The following is an 18,259-nucleotide window of genomic DNA, read 5'->3' as shown; positions in this document are numbered from 1 at the left end:
CACAACCGGTGGTGGTGCGGTGGAGGTGTCGCGCTGGCTGGCGGGCGAAAGCTTCCCGGTCACGCGGGTGATCGGTGACCTCGAACAACCCATGGTGGTCGATGGTCACCCGGTGACGTTCTGGCACCTGACCGAGGAGAGCGACCGGAAGCCGACGTACGGGGAGCTGGGCGGAGTCCTGCGCGACTTGCGCTCACTGAGCCTGCCGGCCACGCTGACGCTGCCCGCTTACCCGGTTCTGGACCGGACGGACCGGCGGATCGACGCGGCGACGGACATAGCGGAGGACGATCGGGCGTTCCTGCGCAAGCGCGCGCGTGAGCAGCGGGGCAGTGGCTACGTGTTCGCCTTGGTGGACGAGGCGCAAGGGCATGGCCAAGGCGCCGTTCTGGTCGCGGGTGATGGGGCGGTCCGCTGCCTGTGCTGCTTGCCTGCCCACAGCACATGGTCCGGAAGCCGCTTGGCCTGATTCGAGTAATACACCACCCGCCAGCACGAGGACCCTCATTTCGAAAACATACTCATCCAGAAAAGAATTCTCGATTCGCTCGAATCGGCGAGAAAGAGCTGAAATCCGGATTCCCCTGACCGGATACTGATCATGCTTAATTCACAACGATCGTACCCTTCAAGGAAGGAAACCAACCTCTGGGTTGACTCTCGAAGCGGGGTACCCGCCTGCGTCCTGGAAAGTCGCCTGGCGTAGATTCTCAACAGGCTCGAACGCTCAACAGTTCCCACATCAAATATCACGTCACCTTCCATACCCTCAAGGATTTCTCGGGGGCACACACCCTCTTGGATCGCCACACGAACGAGCGACCTCAATTCACGCTTGTCCACGGTCCTCCATTAACACTAACTTCCGCGCCTCGCACCGAACCACGGATTAGAACTTCTCCTTCACCGTAAGGAAAAGAAACTCCAGGAACTCTACTGTAGCCAACACCATCGGCGTTAGGGATTCTCAGAACCACTCCCGGCCCGCTACCCCTGAAGCTTTCCTCCAAAGCCATATCCTCATAATAGGTCGTCCACGAAATAAAATCACTGTCAGTCCGACCGCCGACGTGTAGCTGAGGATCGGAATGACCACCGAGTGGCTCGGCTACTCCCTTGAGGGAATCGTCATACATTTTCTGCCACTCCGCCGGACTCCTGGCGTCGGCATACCCGATGCCACGGTAGAGGTACGGTTCCTCATTGGGGTCCCAACTGCCGCCGTTTTCACACGCCTTCAGCCCCAGCGGGTCCGCCCAGGTGTGCGGATTACGTACGTACGTCGCCGGGTTCGGAGCCGGCCCCAGCCCCAGCGGGTCCTGGCTGAGGTAGCGGGCCGTTTCCGGGTCGTAGTGGCGGAAGTAGTTGTAGTGCAGGCCCGTTTCCGGGTCGAAGTACTGGCCCGGGAAGCGGAGGGGCGTGTACGTCGTCGCGCTGGTGTTCCAGGTGGTGGTGCCCCAGAGGGTGGTGCGGGTGCGCCAGGCCGTTTCGCCGTGTTCGTCGATCAGTTCCGTGGGGGTGCCGACCAGGTCCGTGACGATGGCGAAGAAGCGTTCGTCGATGACCTCCTGGGAGTCCGTCGACGTGAGGCGTTCGGTCTGGGTCAGCGGGTGCAGGCCCTGGTGGTGCCAGGTGAGCGTGATCGGGTGGGGCTGGTCGGGGGTGTGGGTGGTCTGTTCGCAGAGGGTGGTGCCGTCCCAGGTGAAGTCCACCTGTTCCTCGACCGTAGCGCCGTCCTCCGCGAGGCGCTGTTTGGCGGTGCGGCGGCCCAGCGGGTCGTACAGGTAGTGCCAGTGGGCGCCGTCGGGGGTGGTGACGTCCGTCAGGTGGTCTTCGGCGTCCCAGGTGTAGCGCCAGATGTCGGGCTTGCGTGAGAGGCGGGTCTTGCGGCGCTCGACGATGCGGCCCTGGGCGTCGTGTTCGTAGTGGACACCGCCTGCGCGGGTGATACGGGTGCCTGTGTAGGTGCGGGGGCCTGTCGCCTCCTCGCCGGGGTGGGTCGCGGGCCAGGTGGCTTCCGTCTGGTTGCCGGCCTCGTCGTACGCGTACCGCTCCGTCCAGTCCCCGGCATGGACGCCGGTCACCCGGCCCGCCGCGTCCAGGTCGAAGCGGCGGGTGCCGGAGAGCTGGTCCTCCATGGCGGTGAGGTTGCCGTCGGCGCGGTAGCTGTACGTGCGGCGCCGGGGGCCGCGGCCCGCGCCGGTGACCGTGTGCGCGGTGAGGCGGCCCACCGCGTCCCACTCGTGGGTGAGGGTGAGGGCGTCACCGATACGGCGGGTGAGTTCGTTGCCCGCCGCGTCGCGTTCGAAGGTGATCGTGCGACCCGCCGTGGTCAGGGAGGTGCGCTGGTCCGCCGCGTCGTACGTCCACTCCGCCGTGGCGCCGGTCGGCGTGGTCCGGCCCGTGCGCCGGCCCAGGGTGTCGTACGTGTACGAGGTCGTACGGCCCGCCACCGTCTCCGAGACCAGACGGCCCCCCGGGTCGCGGAGCAGGGTGAGCGTGGTGTCCGGGCCGACCGCCTCGGCGAGGCCGTCGGTCAGGTCGTACGCGTAGGTCGTCACCGCGCCGTCGGCGTCCTTGGACTCGATCCGGCCCAGCACGTCGCGCTCGTACGTGATGGCCTGCCCCAGGCCGTTGGTACGGGAGCGCAGCGCGCCCACCGCGTCGTGCGTGTAGGTGAGGACGCGGCCGTCGAAGTCCGTCTCCGATATGACGCGGCCGGTCGGGTCGTAGCCGTACTCCCACGTCAGACCCTGCGGGTTGGTGACCCGGGTGAGGTTGAGGTCGGTGTCGTGGGTGAACTCGTAGCGTGTGCCGTCGGGGCCCGTCCTGGCCGTCAGGAGGTCGAAGTGGCCGTACTCGAAGCGGGAGACCGCCCCCATCGGGTCGGTGTGGCTGGTGCTGTTGCCCTCGCCGTCGTACGTCCAGGACTCCTCCGCGCCGTCCGGGGCGGTACGGCGGGCGAGCCTGCCCTCCGTCGTCCACTCCAGGCGCGTGGTCGCCCCGAGCGCGTCGATCAGGGTCACCGGACGACCGAAGCCGTCCCGTACACAGCGTTTCACCGCTCCCAGCGGGTCGACGACCTCCGTGATCAGCCCGGCCGGGTCGCACCGTACGCGGGTGGTGCGGTCGAGCCCGTCGGTCATCGACAGGAGGCGGCCCGCCTCGTCGTACGTGGAGCGAGTGGTGACGCCGGCCTGGTCGGTCGCCGAGACGCGGTTGCCCCGGTCGTCGTAGGCGTGGCGCTGTACGGTGCCGTCCGTCGCGCGGACCGTGGTCGGCAGGCCCAGGGCGTTGTACGTCACCGTCGTGGTCCGGCCGTCCGGACGTTCGGCCTCGACGAGGTTCCCGTCCGCGTCGTACGCGAACCTCGTCGTCCTGCCGAGCGGGTCGGTCCGCGACAGCAGCCGGTGGAAGCGGTCCCGCTCGAAGCGGGTGACCGCGCCGGCCGGGTCGATCTCCGCGACGACCTGGACGTCCGTGTTGATGAGGTAGCGGCTGCTGTGGCCGAGTGAGTTGGTGTGCGTGGTGACGCTCAGACCGGAGTCCGGGTTGTCCGGGTCGGTCGCGTCGTAGGCGAAAGTGGCGGACAGATGGCCCGCCGCGCCGCTCTGGTACGTACAGCGGTCGTGTTCGTCGTAGACGTAGTCGAAGCGGCTGCCGTTGGTGTCCGTCCAGGACGTGATGCGGCCGTGCTCGTCGTTGCCGAACCGCAGGGGCAGGCCCGAGGAGTTGGTGACCTCGGTCAGATGGCCGTCCGTGTAGGCGTACTGAAGGATCTCCTGGTCGGTGCCGTCGGGGGCCACCCCCGCCAGGTGCAGGGCGGTGACTCGTCCCTCAGCGGTGGTGAGCCTGAGAAGGTAGCCGCCATGGTGGGCGATGGCCGTCGGGGCCCCGGCCGCGTCGTACTCGAAGGTGATCCAGTTGCCGTTACGGTCGTCGATCTGTGCCAGGAGCGCCAGGTCCTCGCCGTGCGCGGTGAAGTGGCTGACCTGGCCGGTGTCCGGATCCGTGACCGTGTAGCCGCCGTCCACGTCCCGGTCCAGCGGCCGGCGCTGTCCGTGGAACGGCAGGACGGGAACGCCCGGCGCCGGGTGCGGGTAGGCGAGCAGGCTGCCGTCCTCGCGTACGAGAATCACGCCTTCGGAGTCGATCTCCAGCCGCTGGTCGACCGTGCTCGCCCAGGTCGGACCGAACCAGCCGCCCGCGCGGTACGACGACTCGAAGGTCCGCGCGAAGACCAGAGGGAGGGAGCCGGGCAGCACGATGTCCGTCTGGGGCAGGACCATTCGGCCCGTGGCGACGTCGACCGGGTCCCCCGTGCAGGTCTTCTCGTCGTGCCGCCTGCTGCTGCCCGGAGGGTCCTGCCCGACCCCCTCGCGCGCGCCTCGTCTTCCTCCCGCCTTCGCGCCGTCCTTGATCCCGGCACGTGCGGCGGAGGACGCCCGGCCCGTGCCCTTCGTGCCGAGCAGCTCGGGCACGAGCCGGCCGAGGAACTCGCTGGGGTCCTTCTTCGCCGCGACCCAGGCGTCCTTGAGTACCTGGTCGGGGTCGGCGGCCACCGAGACCAGGCCCGCCAGCGTCATGTTGACGCTCTTGTAGTACTCGGCCGGGTGCGTGATGTTGTACGGGTCCGTCGGGTTGAGCGAGCGGGCGAAGTTGGTGATGCCGACCGTGCCCTTGACGATGCCGCCGCCGAAGTGGCTGATCTCCGTGGACTGGCTCACCGAGTAGTCGAGCGTGCCGAGCTTCGCCCGTTCTGTCGCCGAAGGCATCGCGGGCGCGTGGGCCAGCGCCGCCGCGACCGCCCTCCTCGCCGTGTCGCCCGCCTCGTCGCGCTGGCGGCGGGCCTCGGTCAGGATCTCCCGTGCCCGTACGCGCCGCGCCTCACCCGGATCGGTGAACTCGCCCGGATCGGGAAGGGGATCGGGGCCGTTCCTCGCGGCGTTGTAGGCCTCGGCCTTCTTGTTGTACGCGTCCACCGCCGCCTTGGAGGCCGCCTCGCCCTTCCGGTGGAGGGCGATCGCCTCCCTGGCCTCGCCCTGTGCCCAGGTGACCATGTCCGCGTAGGTCTCCAGCGCCTTCGCCGCGTCCCCGAACGAGTCCGCCGCGCGTAGCCAGTCCCCGGCGAGCGGTGCGAACTTCTCGCGGAACGTGTCCGCCGCCGCGCCCTTCCAGCGGCTGGGGTCCAGCTTCTTCATACCGCCGCCGACCAGGTCGAACGCGTCCCGGAAGTCCCTGAGGTTCTTGACGCTCGCGGTGATCCTGGAGGGACTGCCGTGGATCAGCTCGTTGGCCTCTTCGCTCTGGCCGAGCTGCTGCTCCCCCACCTTCGCGCCGAGCGAGGACGCGGTGCTGTCGCCCCAGTCCTCGACCTTGTCCGCGAGGCCCTCGGCGCCCGCGTACTCCAGACCGGCGCCGGCCTTGTCCGTGGCCCAGTCGACGCCCTCTCCGACCTTGCGCTTACCGGCCTCCCAGCCGGCCTCCAGCTTGCCGAGCCCCTTGTCGGCCAGCTCGCCCCAGTCGGTCACCGGCGGTCCGCCCCGTGATCGGAGCCGTGATCGGACCCGTGATCGGACCCGCTGTCCGAACCGCTGTCCGACCCACCGCTCGACCCGCCGCTCGGGCCGTACCGCTCATCCGCCTGCTGGACGGCCGCCTCCGAGGGGCTGAAGGTGTCGCGGAGCTTCTGCTCCCCGGGGTCGTTCAGCTCCGGGTCCACGATGCCCGTCTCCTGGAGGTCCTTCAGCGCCGCCCGCTCCGCCACGTACATGGTGTCGCCCCAGTTCTGCTTCACCTCGCCGTGCGCCTCCGCGAACGACTCGGCGCTGTAGTCCGCGCCGTCCGTCGCCGACTGCGAGCGGATCTCGTCCCAGCTCTTGCCCTGGACCTCTTCCTCGCTGAGGTGCGGGTTCCCGTTCACCGCGTTCACCGCGATCTTGAACGTGCCCTTGACGTACTGCTCCTGCTCGTGGAACGCCCCGGCCGACAGCCCCACCCCGGAGGCGAAGTTGTTCCCCCGCCACATCAGCGCCCGTACGCCCCACTCCCAGCGTTCGCAGAACGCGTCGAACTGCGCGGTCAACGCCTGGTGCCCCAACTCCATGCCCGTCAGGGCGAGTTCCGAGAAGCCGCGCCCCGCGGTCGCCTGGCCGATCGCGCCGAGGTCCTTCAGCTCGCCGTGCGCCTTGTCGATGCCCTCGGCTATCAGCGCCAGGGCCTCGTCCGGGGCGTCGAGGTCCGGGGCGTCCCCGCTCACCGCGCGCCCCCGGCGCCGAGGTCCACGGCCGCCGGGTCCGGCACCACCCCGGCCACCGGCGGGAAGAGCGTCCCGTCGGGGCTTCCCGCGTCGAGGGCCACACCGGCGGGCACGCCCACCAGCGGCACCATCACGTCGAGCAGCCGGGCACCCAGCACCGTACGGTACGGCCACTCCCGCGCGGCGTCCCCGCGCGCGACCGCGAACCGGGCCAGCGCGGCCTCGTCCGAGAAGGCGCAGATCCACCGGATGCCGCCCTGCTCCGCCGTCCAGAGGCCACCCTGGCCGTCGTCGGGGACGAGCACGGCCGTACGCCGGAATTCCCCCAGCGACGCCGCGAACTCCGCCCTCGCCGCCGCGATGCCGTCAGCGGGCGGTACCGGCGCGGGCGGTACCGGCGCGGGCGCTGGTGCGGGGCGGTCCTCGTCGGCCTCCGAGCGGGCCAGATCCGCCAGTCGCAGGGGGCGTTCGCGCCCTGATGGTCCGTCGCCGCTCGTGGTCATGAGCCGGATTCTGTCGTGATCGTATTACCTGATGCAACGCCAAAAGGCCCGGCCCCGTACGCGCGTGCGTACGGTTCCGGGCCCTGGCTGTGGGCGTGACGCGTCAGGCCGCGTGGACCACGTCCTTCTCCTCCGCGAAGTGGCACGCCGACTCGTGCGCGTCCTCGCCATCCGAGTCCTTGAAGCGCTCCGGGATGGCGAGCAGCGGCACCTCCTCCGCGCACCGGTCCTGCGCCTTCCAGCAGCGGGTGCGGAAGCGGCAGCCGGACGGGGGGTTCGCCGGGGAGGGGACGTCTCCGGTGAGGATGATCCGCTCGCGGCCCTCGCGGGCCTCCGGGTCGGGGACCGGGACCGCCGACAGCAGCGCCTGGGTGTAGGGGTGCGTCGGGTGGTCGTAGATCTGGGTGTCCGTACCGATCTCGGCCATCTTGCCGAGGTACATGACGCCCACCCGGTCGGAGATGTGCCGGACGATCGACAGGTCGTGCGCGATGAAGATGTAGGAGAGGTTGAACTCGTCCTGGAGCTTCTCCATCAGGTTGATGACCTGCGCCTGGACGGAGACGTCCAGCGCCGAGACCGGCTCGTCGCAGATGATGATCTCGGGGTTGAGCGCGAGGCCGCGGGCGATGCCGATGCGCTGGCGCTGACCGCCGGAGAACTGGTGCGGGTAGCGGTTGATGTACTCCGGGTTCAGGCCCACCACGTCCAGCAGGTCCTGGACCCTGCGCCGCCGGTCGCCCTTGGGGGCCACCTCGGGGTGGATGTCGAACGGCTCCCCGATGATGTCGCCCACCGTCATACGGGGGTTGAGCGAGGTGTACGGGTCCTGGAACACCATCTGGATGTTGCGCCGTACCGCCTTCAGCGCCCGCCCGGACAGCTTCGTGATGTCCTGGCCCTTGAAGAAGACCTCGCCGGCCGTGGCCGACTCCAGCATCATCAGCAGCTTGGCGACGGTGGACTTGCCGCAGCCTGACTCGCCGACGATGCCCAGGGTCTCGCCCTGGTACAGGTCGAACGAGATGCCGTCCACGGCCTTGACCGCGCCGACCTGCCGCTTGAAGAGGATGCCCTGCGTCAGCGGGAAGTGCTTGACGAGGTTACGGACCTGGAGGATCGGCTCGCCCCGCTCGACGGGCGCCTCGATCGCGGCGACGGAGGCCGACTCGGTCACCGCGTCGACCACCTCCACGTCGGTGACGTTCGGGGTGGCGTCCACGGCGTCCACGGCCGCGGCGGCCTCGTCACGTTTCGCCGGCTCAGCCATGGATCGTCTCCTTCCAGAAGTGGCATGCGCTGCCGCGTCCGGGCAGCTCGCCGCCGTCCCGCTCGGTCACCCGCGCCAGGGCCGGGACCTCCGTACGGCAGATGTCCTGCGCCGACGGGCAGCGCGGGTTGAACGCGCAACCGCTCGGGATCTTCAGCAGGTTGGGCGGGAGGCCCTTGATCGCGTAGAGCTCGTGGCCCTTCTGGTCCAGGCGCGGGATCGAGTCCAGCAGCCCCCGCGTGTACGGGTGGGCCGGACGCTTGTAGATCTCGTGCACCGGGGCGGTCTCCACGATGCGGCCCGCGTACATCACCGCGATCTTGTCCGCGACGTCGGCGACGACACCGAGGTCGTGGGTGATCAGGATCAGCCCCATGTTGAACTCGCGCTGGAGCTCGGCGAGGAGGTCCATCACCTGGGCCTGCACCGTCACGTCGAGCGCGGTCGTCGGCTCGTCCGCGATGATCAGGTCGGGCTCCAGGGCCAGCGCCATGGCGATCATGATGCGCTGGCGCATACCGCCGGAGAACTGGTGCGGGTAGTCGTTCACCCGGTCCTTGGCCGCCGGGATACGGACCCGGTCCATCAGCTCGATGGACTTGGCCTTGGCCTCCTTCTTGGAGAGGCCCTGGTGCACCCGGAACATCTCGCCGAGCTGATAGCCGACGGAGAGCACCGGGTTGAGCGACGACAGCGCGTCCTGGAAGATCATCGCGATCTTCCGGCCGCGGATCTTGCGCCGCTCGTCGTTGCTCATCTTGAGCATGTCCTGTCCCCGGAAGAGGATCTCTCCCTGGGGGATACGGCCGGGGGGCATGTCGAGGATGCCCATGATCGCCTGCGCGGTCACGGACTTCCCGGAGCCCGACTCGCCCAGCACGGCGAGGGTCTCCCCGGCGGCCACGCTGTAGTTGACGCCGTTGACCGCCTTGGCCACACCGTCCCGGGTGTGGAACTCCACGTGCAGGTCACGGACTTCCAGCAGCATGCCGCCAGAACCGTCCGCGTCCTGCGGAGCGGAGTCTTCCGCTGTCTTCTCGATGATGGTCATGTACGCCTCCCTCAGCGCAGCTTGGGGTCGAGGGCGTTGCGTACCGCATCGCCGAGCATGATGAACGCCAGAACGGTGATCGACACCATGACGGACGGGATGATCAGGACGAACGCGGCGTTACGGAGCTGTTCCTGGCCCGAGGAGATGTCGACACCCCACGAGACGGTCGGCTCGGCGAGGCCGATCCCCAGGAAGGACAGCGTGGCCTCGGCGGAGATGTAGCCACCGAGCGCGATGGTGGCGACCACGATCACCGGCGCGATGGCGTTGGGCAGGATGTGCCGGAGCAGGATGCGGGTGGTCGAGGCGCCGAGCGCCTTGGCCGCCATCACGTAGTCGGCCTGCTTGACGGTGAGCACCGAGCCCCGGGCGACACGGGCGATCTGGGTCCAGCCCAGGAAGGCCAGGGCCAGGATCACGACGTACACGTGACGCTCCTCGAAGGAGGTCAGGACGACCATCGCGCCGAGGATGAAGGGCACGCCGAAGAAGATGTCGGTGACGCGCGACAGGAGCGTGTCGATCCAGCCCCCGAAGTATCCGGCGAGCATGCCGACGACCGTGCCGAGCAGGGTGACGAGCAGGGTGACGACGAGGGCGACGGTGATCGAGGCGCGGGCCCCGTAGATCACGCGCGCGTAGATCGAGCGGCCCTGGATGTCGTACCCGAACCAGTCCTCCTTGAAGAAGTGGCTCCAGCTCGGCTTCTGCAGGTAGTGGTTGGCGAGGTCCGCGTACCGCGGGTCCGCACCGGTGAACAGCCCGGGGAAGACCGCCATCACCAGCAGGACCACGATCAGCACGGCCGAGGCCAGGAAGAGCGGGTTGCGCCGCAGGTCGTGCCAGGCGTCCGACCAGAGGCTGCGGGGCTTGCCCAGCGAGCTGTCCGCGGGCGCCGCCGGGCCTGCCGCCAGGTCCTCGGCCGGCTTCACCCCACCGGTGTCCTTGGTGGTGTCCTTGAGTGCCTCAGGCATAACGGATCCTCGGGTCCAGGACCGCGTAAAGCAGGTCGACGAGCAGGCTGGCGACGAGATACACGACCACGATCAGGGTCACGATGCCCACGACCGTGGCACCCTCCCGGTGCCTGAGCGCGTCGAAGGTGGCGTAGCCGACACCCTTGACGTTGAAGATGCCCTCGGTCACGACCGCGCCGCCCAGCAGGGCGCCCAGGTCGGTGCCGAGGAACGTGACCACCGGGATCATGGAGTTGCGCATCAGGTGCACTCCGACGATACGACGGCGCGGCAGCCCCTTGGCCACCGCGGTGCGCATGTAGTCGGAGCGGAGGTTCTCCGCGATCGAGGTACGGGTGAGCCGTGCCACGTACGCCAGGGAGAGGGAGCCGAGCACCACGGCCGGCAGGAACAGCTCGTCCCAGTTCGCGTCCGCGCTCACGTTCGGGTCCACCCAGCCGAGCTGGAAGGCGAAGAAGTACTGGCCGAGGAAACCGAGCACGAAGGACGGCACCGAGATCAGCAGCAGGGTGATGACGAGCAGCCCGCGGTCCCGGAGGGTGTCGGCCTTCAGACCGGCGAAGACTCCCATCGAGATACCGACGAGCACGGTGAAGGCGAAGGCGAACAGGGCCAACCGGACCGTGATCGGGAACGCCTCGGAGATGATGTCGGCGACGGGCCGCCCGCTGGCTATCTGGGTACCGAAATCGCCCTGGAACAGGCCGGTCAGATAGTTCCAGTACTGGTGCCAGAGCGGCAGGTCGAGCCCGAGATCCTTCTTCATCTGGGCTATCTGCGAGGGATCGACGGTCTGTTCTCCGGCGAGCGCGCGCACGGGGTCGCCGGGCAGCGCGAACATCATGGAGAAGACCAGCAGGGTTGACCCGATGAACACCGGGATCATCTGGAGCAGTCGCCGCGCGACGTAACGCCCCATGTGTGCCTCCGAATGGATAACTTCAGCCCCGAAGGCCGCTCCCCGTGATGACGGGGAGCGGCCTCGGGGCTACCGCCGTGACGGCGGCTTCCGGCCGAGTGGGGGGATGGGCCCTGGGGCCCGTTACTTGACGGTGACGTCGGTGAGGACGTAGTCACCGTGGAAGTCGATCCCCACGTTGCCCACGGCCTCGGAGAAGCCACCGTTGGTCTTGTACTCCCACAGCGGGATCGCCGGCATCTTCTCCAGGAGCAGCTTCTCCGCGTCCTGGAAGGCCTTGACCGAGTCGTCCAGCGACTTGGCGTTGTCGCCCTTCTTGAAGGCGGCGTCGACCTCCTTGTCGGAGAAGACGCCGTTGTTGGCCTCGGCGCCGGTGCCGTACAGCTCCTTCATGAAGTTGGCGTTCACCGGGTAGTCGGCGACCCAGCCACCGCGGTACGCGGACTTGACCTGCCGGTTGTCACGCGCCTCCAGGTCGGTCTGGAAGTCCGGCTTGGCGTCCGGGATGCAGTCCACACCGGTGGAGTTACGGATCGACTCGCAGACCGCGGTCACCCACTCCTTGTGGCCACCGTCGGCGTTGTACTGGATCCACATCTTGTTGTCCGGCACGCCACCGTTCTCGGTGACGAGCTTCTTCGCCTTCGCCGCGTCGAACGTGAAGACGTCGGTGCTCAGGCTCTGGTGACCGGCGACACCGGGCGGGGTGAAGCTGGTGGCCGGGTTACGGGTGCCGTTGAGGACCGTCTTGGTGATCGTGGCCCGGTCGATACCCATCGACAGGCCCTGGATGACCTTGGGGTTGATCCCCTTGAAGGTCTTCGAGTAGAACGCCGGCGTGATGGTCTGGAGACCGGCCCACGGCTCGTCGATCACGCGGTCGCCCAGGTCCGCCTTGTACTTCGGCAGGTCCTTCGGGCCGACCTGCTTGATCAGGTCCAGGTTGCCGGAGAGCAGGTCCTGGTACGCGGCCTCGACGGTGGCGTAGTTCTTGAAGAGGACACCCTTGTTCTTGGCCTTGTTCGGACCCTGGTAGTCAGGGTTGGCCTTGACCTGGATGAGCTTCTTGTGGTCCCACTTCTCGAAGACGTAGGGGCCGTTGCCCACCGGGGCCTGGCCGAACGCCTTGGTGTCCTTGTAGAAGACCTCGGGCAGCGGCGCGAAGGTGGAGTAGCCGAGCTTGTACTCGAAGTACGGCACAGCCTCGGTCAGCTCGATGGTGAAGGTCGTGTCGTCGACGACCTTCAGGCCGGACATGCTGTCGGCCTTCGCCTTGCCCTTCTCCGGGTGGACGTCGGCGTAACCGGCGATGTCACCGAACCAGAAGGCGTTCTGCATGTTGTTGTCGACGTTGGCGTACCAGTTCCACGCCTTGACGTACGACTCGGCGGTGACGGGGGTGCCGTCGTGGAACTTCCAGCCCGCCTTGAGCTTGACCGTCCAGGTCTTCGAGTCGGTCGTCTTCACCGACTCGGCGTTGGTGTAGACGATCCCGCCGTCCTTGTCGAACTCAAGCAGCTGGGTGAACAGCGACCTGATGACGTTGGCGCCCACCGACTCGTTGGTGTCGGCCGGGATCAGCGGCTTCTGCGGCTCGCCGTTGTCCATGGAGATGTAGCCCGCGGGCTTGCCCTTCTCCTTGGACGCCGCCTTGCCGTCGTCGTCGCTTCCGCCGCCGCACGCCGTCATCGTCATTGCGACGACAATCGCGCCCACTACCCACTTGGCGCTCTTGGCACCGCGCATGGGTTCCTCCTCATGAGTCCACTTAGTCACTACAAGACGGGCACTGTCTACGCGCGCTGACACCCCTGACAGCGGGCTTGTCGGCAGTACCCCGAGTGTGCTCGTGAGTCGGCGCTCCCCATCGCGCATGACCCATTGACCCGAGCTCAACGGAGCCAACTATTGAGTACGCCCGACCTGTAAACCACACTTAAAGGGTCTCGTTTTGACAACATCGACCGGGCGTGCTGGCCCGAAATCCGGACAAACGAGAACAGACAGACACGCCCGAAACGGACCGTTAACACATGTTCCGGAGAGCGAGCCCCGATATCCGGACGTTCTGGTCGAGTCCGGAGGTGCTCCGGGGGCGTAAATCGAATTGACGAACGGCCCGGTCCTCCGCGCTTCCGCGGGGGCCGGGCCGTCGTTCTGCGTACGGGGTCCGGTCCTGATGACGTACCCGCTCAGGACCGGACGACGGGCGCCGACCGCGCCCGGTGGGAGCGCGTCGGCCCCGCTCCGCGCGTCAGCCGTGCTTGGCGCGCGACGCGGTACGGCCGCGCTGCTTCTGGTCCAGGACGACCTTGCGGATACGGACCGTCGCCGGGGTCACCTCGATGCACTCGTCGTCGCGGCAGAACTCCAGGGACTGCTCCAGCGACAGCTTCCGCGCCGGCACCACGTTCTCCGTGGTGTCCGCGGAGGCGGCGCGCATGTTGGTGAGCTTCTTCTCCTTGGTGATGTTCACGTCCATGTCGTCGGCGCGCGAGTTCTCGCCGACGATCATGCCCTCGTACACCTCGGTGCCGGCCTCGGTGAAGATGACACCGCGCTCCTGGAGGTTGACCATCGCGAACGGCGTCACCGAGCCCGAACGGTCCGCCACCAGCGAGCCGTTGTGACGGGTGCGCAGCTCGCCGAACCACGGCTCGTGGCCCTCGAAGATGGAGTGGGCGATGCCCGTGCCGCGGGTCTGCGTGAGGAACTCCGTACGGAAGCCGATGAGCCCGCGCGACGGAACGATCCACTCCATGCGGATCCACCCCGAGCCGTGGTTCGTCATCGTCTCCATACGGCCCTTGCGGGTCGCCATGAGCTGCGTGATCGCGCCCAGGTGCTCCTCGGGCGAGTCGATCGTCATGCGCTCGATCGGCTCGTGCGTCTTGCCGTCGACCTGCTTGGTGACGACCTCCGGCTTGCCGACGGTCAGCTCGAAGCCCTCGCGGCGCATCTGCTCCACCAGGATGGCCAGCGCCAGCTCACCGCGGCCCTGCACCTCCCAGGCGTCGGGGCGCTCGGTGTCCAGGACGCGCAGCGAGACGTTACCGATCAGCTCGCGGTCCAGACGGTCCTTGACCTGGCGGGCCGTGACCTTGTGGCCCTTGCCGCCCTTGCCGACCAGCGGCGAGGTGTTGGTGCCGATGGTCATCGAGATCGCGGGCTCGTCGACCGTGATCAGCGGCAGCGCGATGGGGTTCTCGGGGTCGGCCAGGGTCTCGCCGATCATGATGTCCGGGATGCCCGCGATGGCGCAGATGTCGCCGGGGCCCGCCTTCTCGGCGGGCTTGCGGGTCAGCGCCTCCGTCATCATCAGCTCGGTGATGCGGACGTTGGACATCGTGCCGTCACGCTTGATCCACGTGACGGTCTGGCCCTTCTTCAGCTCGCCCTGCTCGACGCGGCACAGCGCGATACGGCCGAGGAAGTTGTCGGCGTCCAGGTTGGTGACATGGGCCTGGAGCGGCGCGGACTCGTCGTACTCGGGGGCCGGCACATGGGCCAGGATCGCGGAGAAGAACGGCTCCAGGTTCTCGCTGTCGGCCGGGACCGTACCGTCCTCGGGCTTGGTCAGCGAGGCGACGCCGTCCCGCGCGCAGGCGTAGACGATCGGGAACTCGATCTGCTCCTCGGTCGCGTCCAGGTCCAGGAACAGGTCGTACGTCTCGTCGACGACCTCGGCGATCCGGGAGTCGGGGCGGTCCGTCTTGTTGATGCAGAGGATGACCGGCATCTTCGCGGACAGGGCCTTGCGGAGCACGAAGCGCGTCTGCGGAAGAGGGCCTTCCGACGCGTCGACGAGCAGCACGACGGCGTCGACCATCGACAGACCGCGCTCGACCTCGCCGCCGAAGTCGGCGTGGCCGGGGGTGTCGATGATGTTGATGGTGATGGGGTCGCCACCCGTCTTCGGGTGGTACTTCACCGCCGTGTTCTTGGCGAGGATCGTGATGCCCTTCTCACGCTCCAGGTCGTTCGAGTCCATCATCCGGTCGTCGAGGTGCTCGGCGGCGTGCGCGGCGAAGGCGCCGGCCTGCTTCAGCATGGCGTCGACCAGAGTGGTCTTGCCATGGTCGACGTGGGCGACGATGGCGACGTTACGGATGTCGTGGCGCGTGGGCATGCTGGCTGGCGCTTCTCTCGATCGTGGGTGCGGCGTTTTTTCCTCGTACGCCCGCCGGGCGGACACGCCACGGCTCTTCCATCGTACGGGGCCAAGGCGTCCGGGGCTTCCCGGGCCGATCGGAGAGGGATGGATCACGGTGCCGCGGGTGCGCGCGGGGTGCTTGCGGAGCGCTCGCGAGGTGCTCGCGTGGGGTGTGCGCGGTGGATACGGGGGGGGGTGGAGACGCCCGGGTCAGGGACGGGAACGAGCTTGCCCGCCGGGGTGACCGGCGGGCAAGTGAATTGATGGGTTCCTGAGCTTACGAAGCGGCGCTGACCTGGTGCTTCTCGGCCGTTTGCACGCCGCTTCGTGTTTTCCGCCCCGTCTCCCTCTTTCCTCTTGTTCCTGTTCCCGTCGCCTCCGCTACTTCTTCTTGCCGGCGTTCGGGCCCGCGTCGCCCGGCTTCTCCCAGCCGACGTCCTCGTAGCGGGGACCGGCGAAGCCGAAGGCACCGGCGTTCACCAGACCCGGCCTGACGGCCACGAGCTGGGGGCGCTGGTAGAGGGGGATGGAGCCGGCCGCGGCCCAGATCCGGGCGTCGGCCTGCCGGACGAGGTCACGGGACGCACCCTCGTCGAGTTCGGCGGCGGCGCGGTTGAAGAGCTGGTCGATGTGGTCCGTGCCGACCCGCGTGTAGTTCTGCTCCACCAGCAGCGATCCGTCGCTGGCGGGGACGGGCTTGGCGAAGATCGGCCGGCCGTCGGTGGCCGGGTAGGGGCTGGCGGGCCAGGAGTAGAGCGCCAGGTCGTAGTCGCCGGAGGCGATGTGGTCCTTGAAGTAGCTGTCGTCGGCGACCTTGGTGATCTCCGTGCTGATCCCGACGCGGTCGAGCATCCGCGAGATCCGCTCGCCGACGGCGCGCAGCGACTCGGTGCCCTCGCCGGCGGGCAGGACGAAGCGGAGGGTGAGGGGCTTGCCCTCCTTGCCGAGCGGGCCGCCGACCGGAACGGGCGAGGCGGAAGCGGAGGACTTCGCTCCGGAGCCGGGCGCGGGGGCGGCCGTACCGCGCGGGGCGTACGCGCCCGCCATGCCGCCCGGCCGGTCCTGGCTGTCCTGGGCGGCCTTCACGGCCTGCCGCCCGGTGTCGGTGTCGTCGACCGCCGCGGCCTGGCGCAGCAGGGCGGTGGTCTGGAAGGCGGCGACCGCCGCTGGCGTCAGGACGTAGGGGGCGGACTCGGGGCGCGGCGCGGGGTGGCCCGGCTTCCCGTCGTCGCCGACGATGTACATGCCCTCGTCGGAGGCGGCGTCGTTCTCCGCGTCCGCGTCACGCTTCTTCCGGTCGGTGGCCCGGTCGGCCTCCTGGCCGGGCTGCCCTCGTTCGGCGCGCTTCTCGTCGGTCGTCGACTCGCCCGACTCGCCCGACCCGTCCGACGTCTCGCCGCCCTCGCCGTTCTGCCCGGCGGCCTTCTTCCGCTCGCCCGCGCTTCCCGCCTTCGTACCGTCCGGCTTCTTGACCGCGCCGCCGGGCGTCCAGCCCGCGTCGGCCAGCAGCGCCAGCGCCTCGTGGGTGTCCTGCTTGCCGAGCGCCCGGCTGCTGTCCGCGTACGCCTGCTGCCCGACCAGCGCGAGATGGCTGCCCGGCGGCTTGGCCGGCAGGTCGAGCGGTTTGAGTACGGTCTCGGCCAGCTCCTTGCGGTCGAGCGCGCGGGCCACGGCGCGCCGCACCCGCTCGTCGGCCAGCGGCCCCGACTCACCGTTCAGGGCGAGTTGTGTGTAGGCGGGCTCCAGCGACTTGCGGACGATGATCCCGCTCAGCCCGCGCTGCTCGGTGGCGTACTGCTGGATGGCCTCGGCGTTGTCCTTCCTGGCCTCCTGCGCCAGTTCGGCGCTCTCCTCGTCGGAGCCGTGGGCCAGGGCCCAGGAGCGGAGCGCGGAGGCCGGGGTGGTCTCGGAGCCGGGGCCGTGGGTGAGCGCCTGGCCGCCGGTTCCCTTGTCCTTGATCGCCAAGGCGATACGTTTCGCCGCGCCGCTGTCGATCTCCGCGAGATCGAGCTTCCCCGCGGCGAGTTCGGCGGCCCGCTTGGAGCGGGGCACCGCGCTCAGGACGAGCGAGTCGAGCTTGGCGGGCTGTCCCCACCAGCGCGGGTCGCGGACGAGCGTGACCTGCTTGGTCTTGCGGTCCACCTTCTTGAGGGTGAAGGGACCCGCCGTCTTCTTCAGAGCGGCCCTGGCGCCGTCGTTGAACGCGTTCGGCTTCCCTGTCACCTCCTTGGGGTAGAGGGGGGTGAACAGGGACTTCCAGTCGGCATAGGGCTTGTTGAAGGTGACGCGCACCTCCAGGTTGTTCGCCCCGCGCTCGATCTTCTCGATCCGCTCGTAGCCCGCGTTGCGCGCCGTCCAGTACGCGGAGTCCTTGCCGCGCAGCGCGCGCCACTGGGCCACGAAGTCCGGTGCCCCGATCTCCCGGCCGTCGCTCCACACCGCCTGCTGGTTGAGCTTGTAGAGCACGACCTGCTTGGGTTCCCGCTCGACGATCTTGGCGGATTCCAGATAGTCGGGGTTGCGCTGCGGCCGGCCGGCCTTGTCGATCCGGAAGAGCGAGGGCAGTACGGCGTCGGCGACCCGGCCGGTGGCCGCGTCCGCGTCGGCCTGAAAGGCGTTGAGGGTGGCGGGCATGGTGTCGATCGCCCAGCGAACGGTGCCGCCCTGCTTGACCCCCTCCCGGTTGGTGGCCGCGATGTCCGGGGCGGCGGCGGCCGAGGCCTCGCTCCCGTCCGTCTCCGAGGTGCATGCGGAAAGGGTGGGCAGGGCGAGCACACCGGTGGTCAGAAGCGCGACGGAGCGGAGCGTTCGGGAGCATGTCCTCCCGCGTGGGGCGCCGACGTGGGACATGGCTTGTACCTCTTCGTCCTGTTTGTGGAATTTAGAGATGATCACACCTATTGCCCACTCACTGAAGTGGACGGGACGGGAGGGACGACGCAGACACGTCGGCGCGCGCCGCGAATCCCACCCGCACGGCGCAACGCGCCCCGGCACGGGCCCAGGGCACCCGGCTCGCGCGGACCGGAGGACGGCCGACGCGCACGGACCGGGGCGGCCGACGCGCGCGGACCGGCCGGGCCACCTGACGAAAAGGTCAGTCGCGGCCTTCACAAGCGGGTGT

The 18,259-nt window shown here is 68.7% G+C and carries 11 protein-coding genes; 1 reads left to right on the top strand and 10 read right to left on the bottom strand.

The window, feature by feature from the left end; all coding sequences use genetic code 11:
* Window positions 1–19: 19 nt before the first annotated feature.
* Entirely contained in the window at window positions 20–469 is a 450-nt protein-coding gene (locus ACIBJC_RS15835; RefSeq protein WP_399292490.1) for a hypothetical protein, read from the top strand.
* 355 nt (window positions 470–824) lie between these two features.
* On the opposite strand, the gene ACIBJC_RS15830 is transcribed toward ACIBJC_RS15835, so the two are convergent.
* The 10 genes from ACIBJC_RS15830 to ACIBJC_RS15785 all read right to left on the bottom strand — a co-directional run bounded on the left by ACIBJC_RS15830 (window position 825) and on the right by ACIBJC_RS15785 (window position 17,985).
* On the bottom strand, window positions 825–5,531 hold the full coding sequence (locus ACIBJC_RS15830) for a putative T7SS-secreted protein (protein WP_399292488.1): 4,707 nt from the start codon (window positions 5,529–5,531) through the stop codon (window positions 825–827).
* Entirely contained in the window at window positions 5,528–6,259 is a 732-nt protein-coding gene (locus ACIBJC_RS15825) for a hypothetical protein (RefSeq protein WP_399292486.1), read from the bottom strand. Before ACIBJC_RS15825 ends, ACIBJC_RS15830 begins: the two co-directional genes overlap by 4 nt.
* Window positions 6,256–6,762, bottom strand: a complete 507-nt coding sequence (locus tag ACIBJC_RS15820) for an SseB family protein (protein WP_399292484.1) — start codon at window positions 6,760–6,762, stop codon at window positions 6,256–6,258. Before ACIBJC_RS15820 ends, ACIBJC_RS15825 begins: the two co-directional genes overlap by 4 nt.
* Window positions 6,763–6,865: 103 nt before the next feature.
* On the bottom strand, window positions 6,866–8,032 hold the full coding sequence (locus tag ACIBJC_RS15815; RefSeq protein WP_329829109.1) for a dipeptide ABC transporter ATP-binding protein: 1,167 nt from the start codon (window positions 8,030–8,032) through the stop codon (window positions 6,866–6,868).
* Window positions 8,025–9,083, bottom strand: coding sequence for an ABC transporter ATP-binding protein (locus tag ACIBJC_RS15810; RefSeq protein WP_399292482.1), 1,059 nt, complete (start codon window positions 9,081–9,083; stop codon window positions 8,025–8,027). Before ACIBJC_RS15810 ends, ACIBJC_RS15815 begins: the two co-directional genes overlap by 8 nt.
* 11 nt (window positions 9,084–9,094) lie before the next feature.
* Entirely contained in the window at window positions 9,095–10,060 is a 966-nt protein-coding gene (locus ACIBJC_RS15805; RefSeq protein WP_399292480.1) for an ABC transporter permease, read from the bottom strand.
* Window positions 10,053–10,982: an ABC transporter permease gene (locus tag ACIBJC_RS15800; RefSeq protein WP_399292478.1), complete on the bottom strand. Its 930-nt coding sequence runs from the start codon at window positions 10,980–10,982 to the stop codon at window positions 10,053–10,055. Before ACIBJC_RS15800 ends, ACIBJC_RS15805 begins: the two co-directional genes overlap by 8 nt.
* 123 nt (window positions 10,983–11,105) lie before the next feature.
* Window positions 11,106–12,728: an ABC transporter substrate-binding protein gene (locus tag ACIBJC_RS15795; RefSeq protein WP_399292476.1), complete on the bottom strand. Its 1,623-nt coding sequence runs from the start codon at window positions 12,726–12,728 to the stop codon at window positions 11,106–11,108.
* A 508-nt stretch (window positions 12,729–13,236) separates the two neighbouring features.
* Window positions 13,237–15,111, bottom strand: a complete 1,875-nt coding sequence (gene typA / locus ACIBJC_RS15790) for a translational GTPase TypA (protein WP_399292474.1) — start codon at window positions 15,109–15,111, stop codon at window positions 13,237–13,239.
* Between the two features lie 405 nt (window positions 15,112–15,516).
* Window positions 15,517–17,985 (bottom strand): ABC transporter family substrate-binding protein, encoded by a 2,469-nt coding sequence (locus ACIBJC_RS15785; RefSeq protein WP_399292472.1) that lies wholly within the window; start codon window positions 17,983–17,985, stop codon window positions 15,517–15,519.
* Window positions 17,986–18,259: the final 274 nt, after the last annotated feature.

Source organism: Streptomyces sp. NPDC050509, from assembly GCF_044457965.1.
GTDB lineage: Bacteria > Actinomycetota > Actinomycetes > Streptomycetales > Streptomycetaceae > Streptomyces.
This window is presented reverse-complemented; position numbering and strand designations above follow the sequence as displayed.

Excerpts from the sequence above, each read along its gene's own strand:
- ACIBJC_RS15800 (WP_399292478.1), bottom strand. The coding sequence starts at position 10,982 with ATGGGGCGTTACGTCGCGCGGCGACTGCTCCAGATGATCCCGGTGTTC.
- ACIBJC_RS15795 (WP_399292476.1), bottom strand. The coding sequence starts at position 12,728 with ATGCGCGGTGCCAAGAGCGCCAAGTGGGTAGTGGGCGCGATTGTCGTC.
- ACIBJC_RS15810 (WP_399292482.1), bottom strand. The coding sequence starts at position 9,083 with ATGACCATCATCGAGAAGACAGCGGAAGACTCCGCTCCGCAGGACGCG.
- typA (WP_399292474.1), bottom strand. The coding sequence starts at position 15,111 with ATGCCCACGCGCCACGACATCCGTAACGTCGCCATCGTCGCCCACGTC.
- ACIBJC_RS15805 (WP_399292480.1), bottom strand. The coding sequence starts at position 10,060 with ATGCCTGAGGCACTCAAGGACACCACCAAGGACACCGGTGGGGTGAAG.
- ACIBJC_RS15785 (WP_399292472.1), bottom strand. The coding sequence starts at position 17,985 with ATGTCCCACGTCGGCGCCCCACGCGGGAGGACATGCTCCCGAACGCTC.
- ACIBJC_RS15815 (WP_329829109.1), bottom strand. The coding sequence starts at position 8,032 with ATGGCTGAGCCGGCGAAACGTGACGAGGCCGCCGCGGCCGTGGACGCC.
- ACIBJC_RS15820 (WP_399292484.1), bottom strand. The coding sequence starts at position 6,762 with ATGACCACGAGCGGCGACGGACCATCAGGGCGCGAACGCCCCCTGCGA.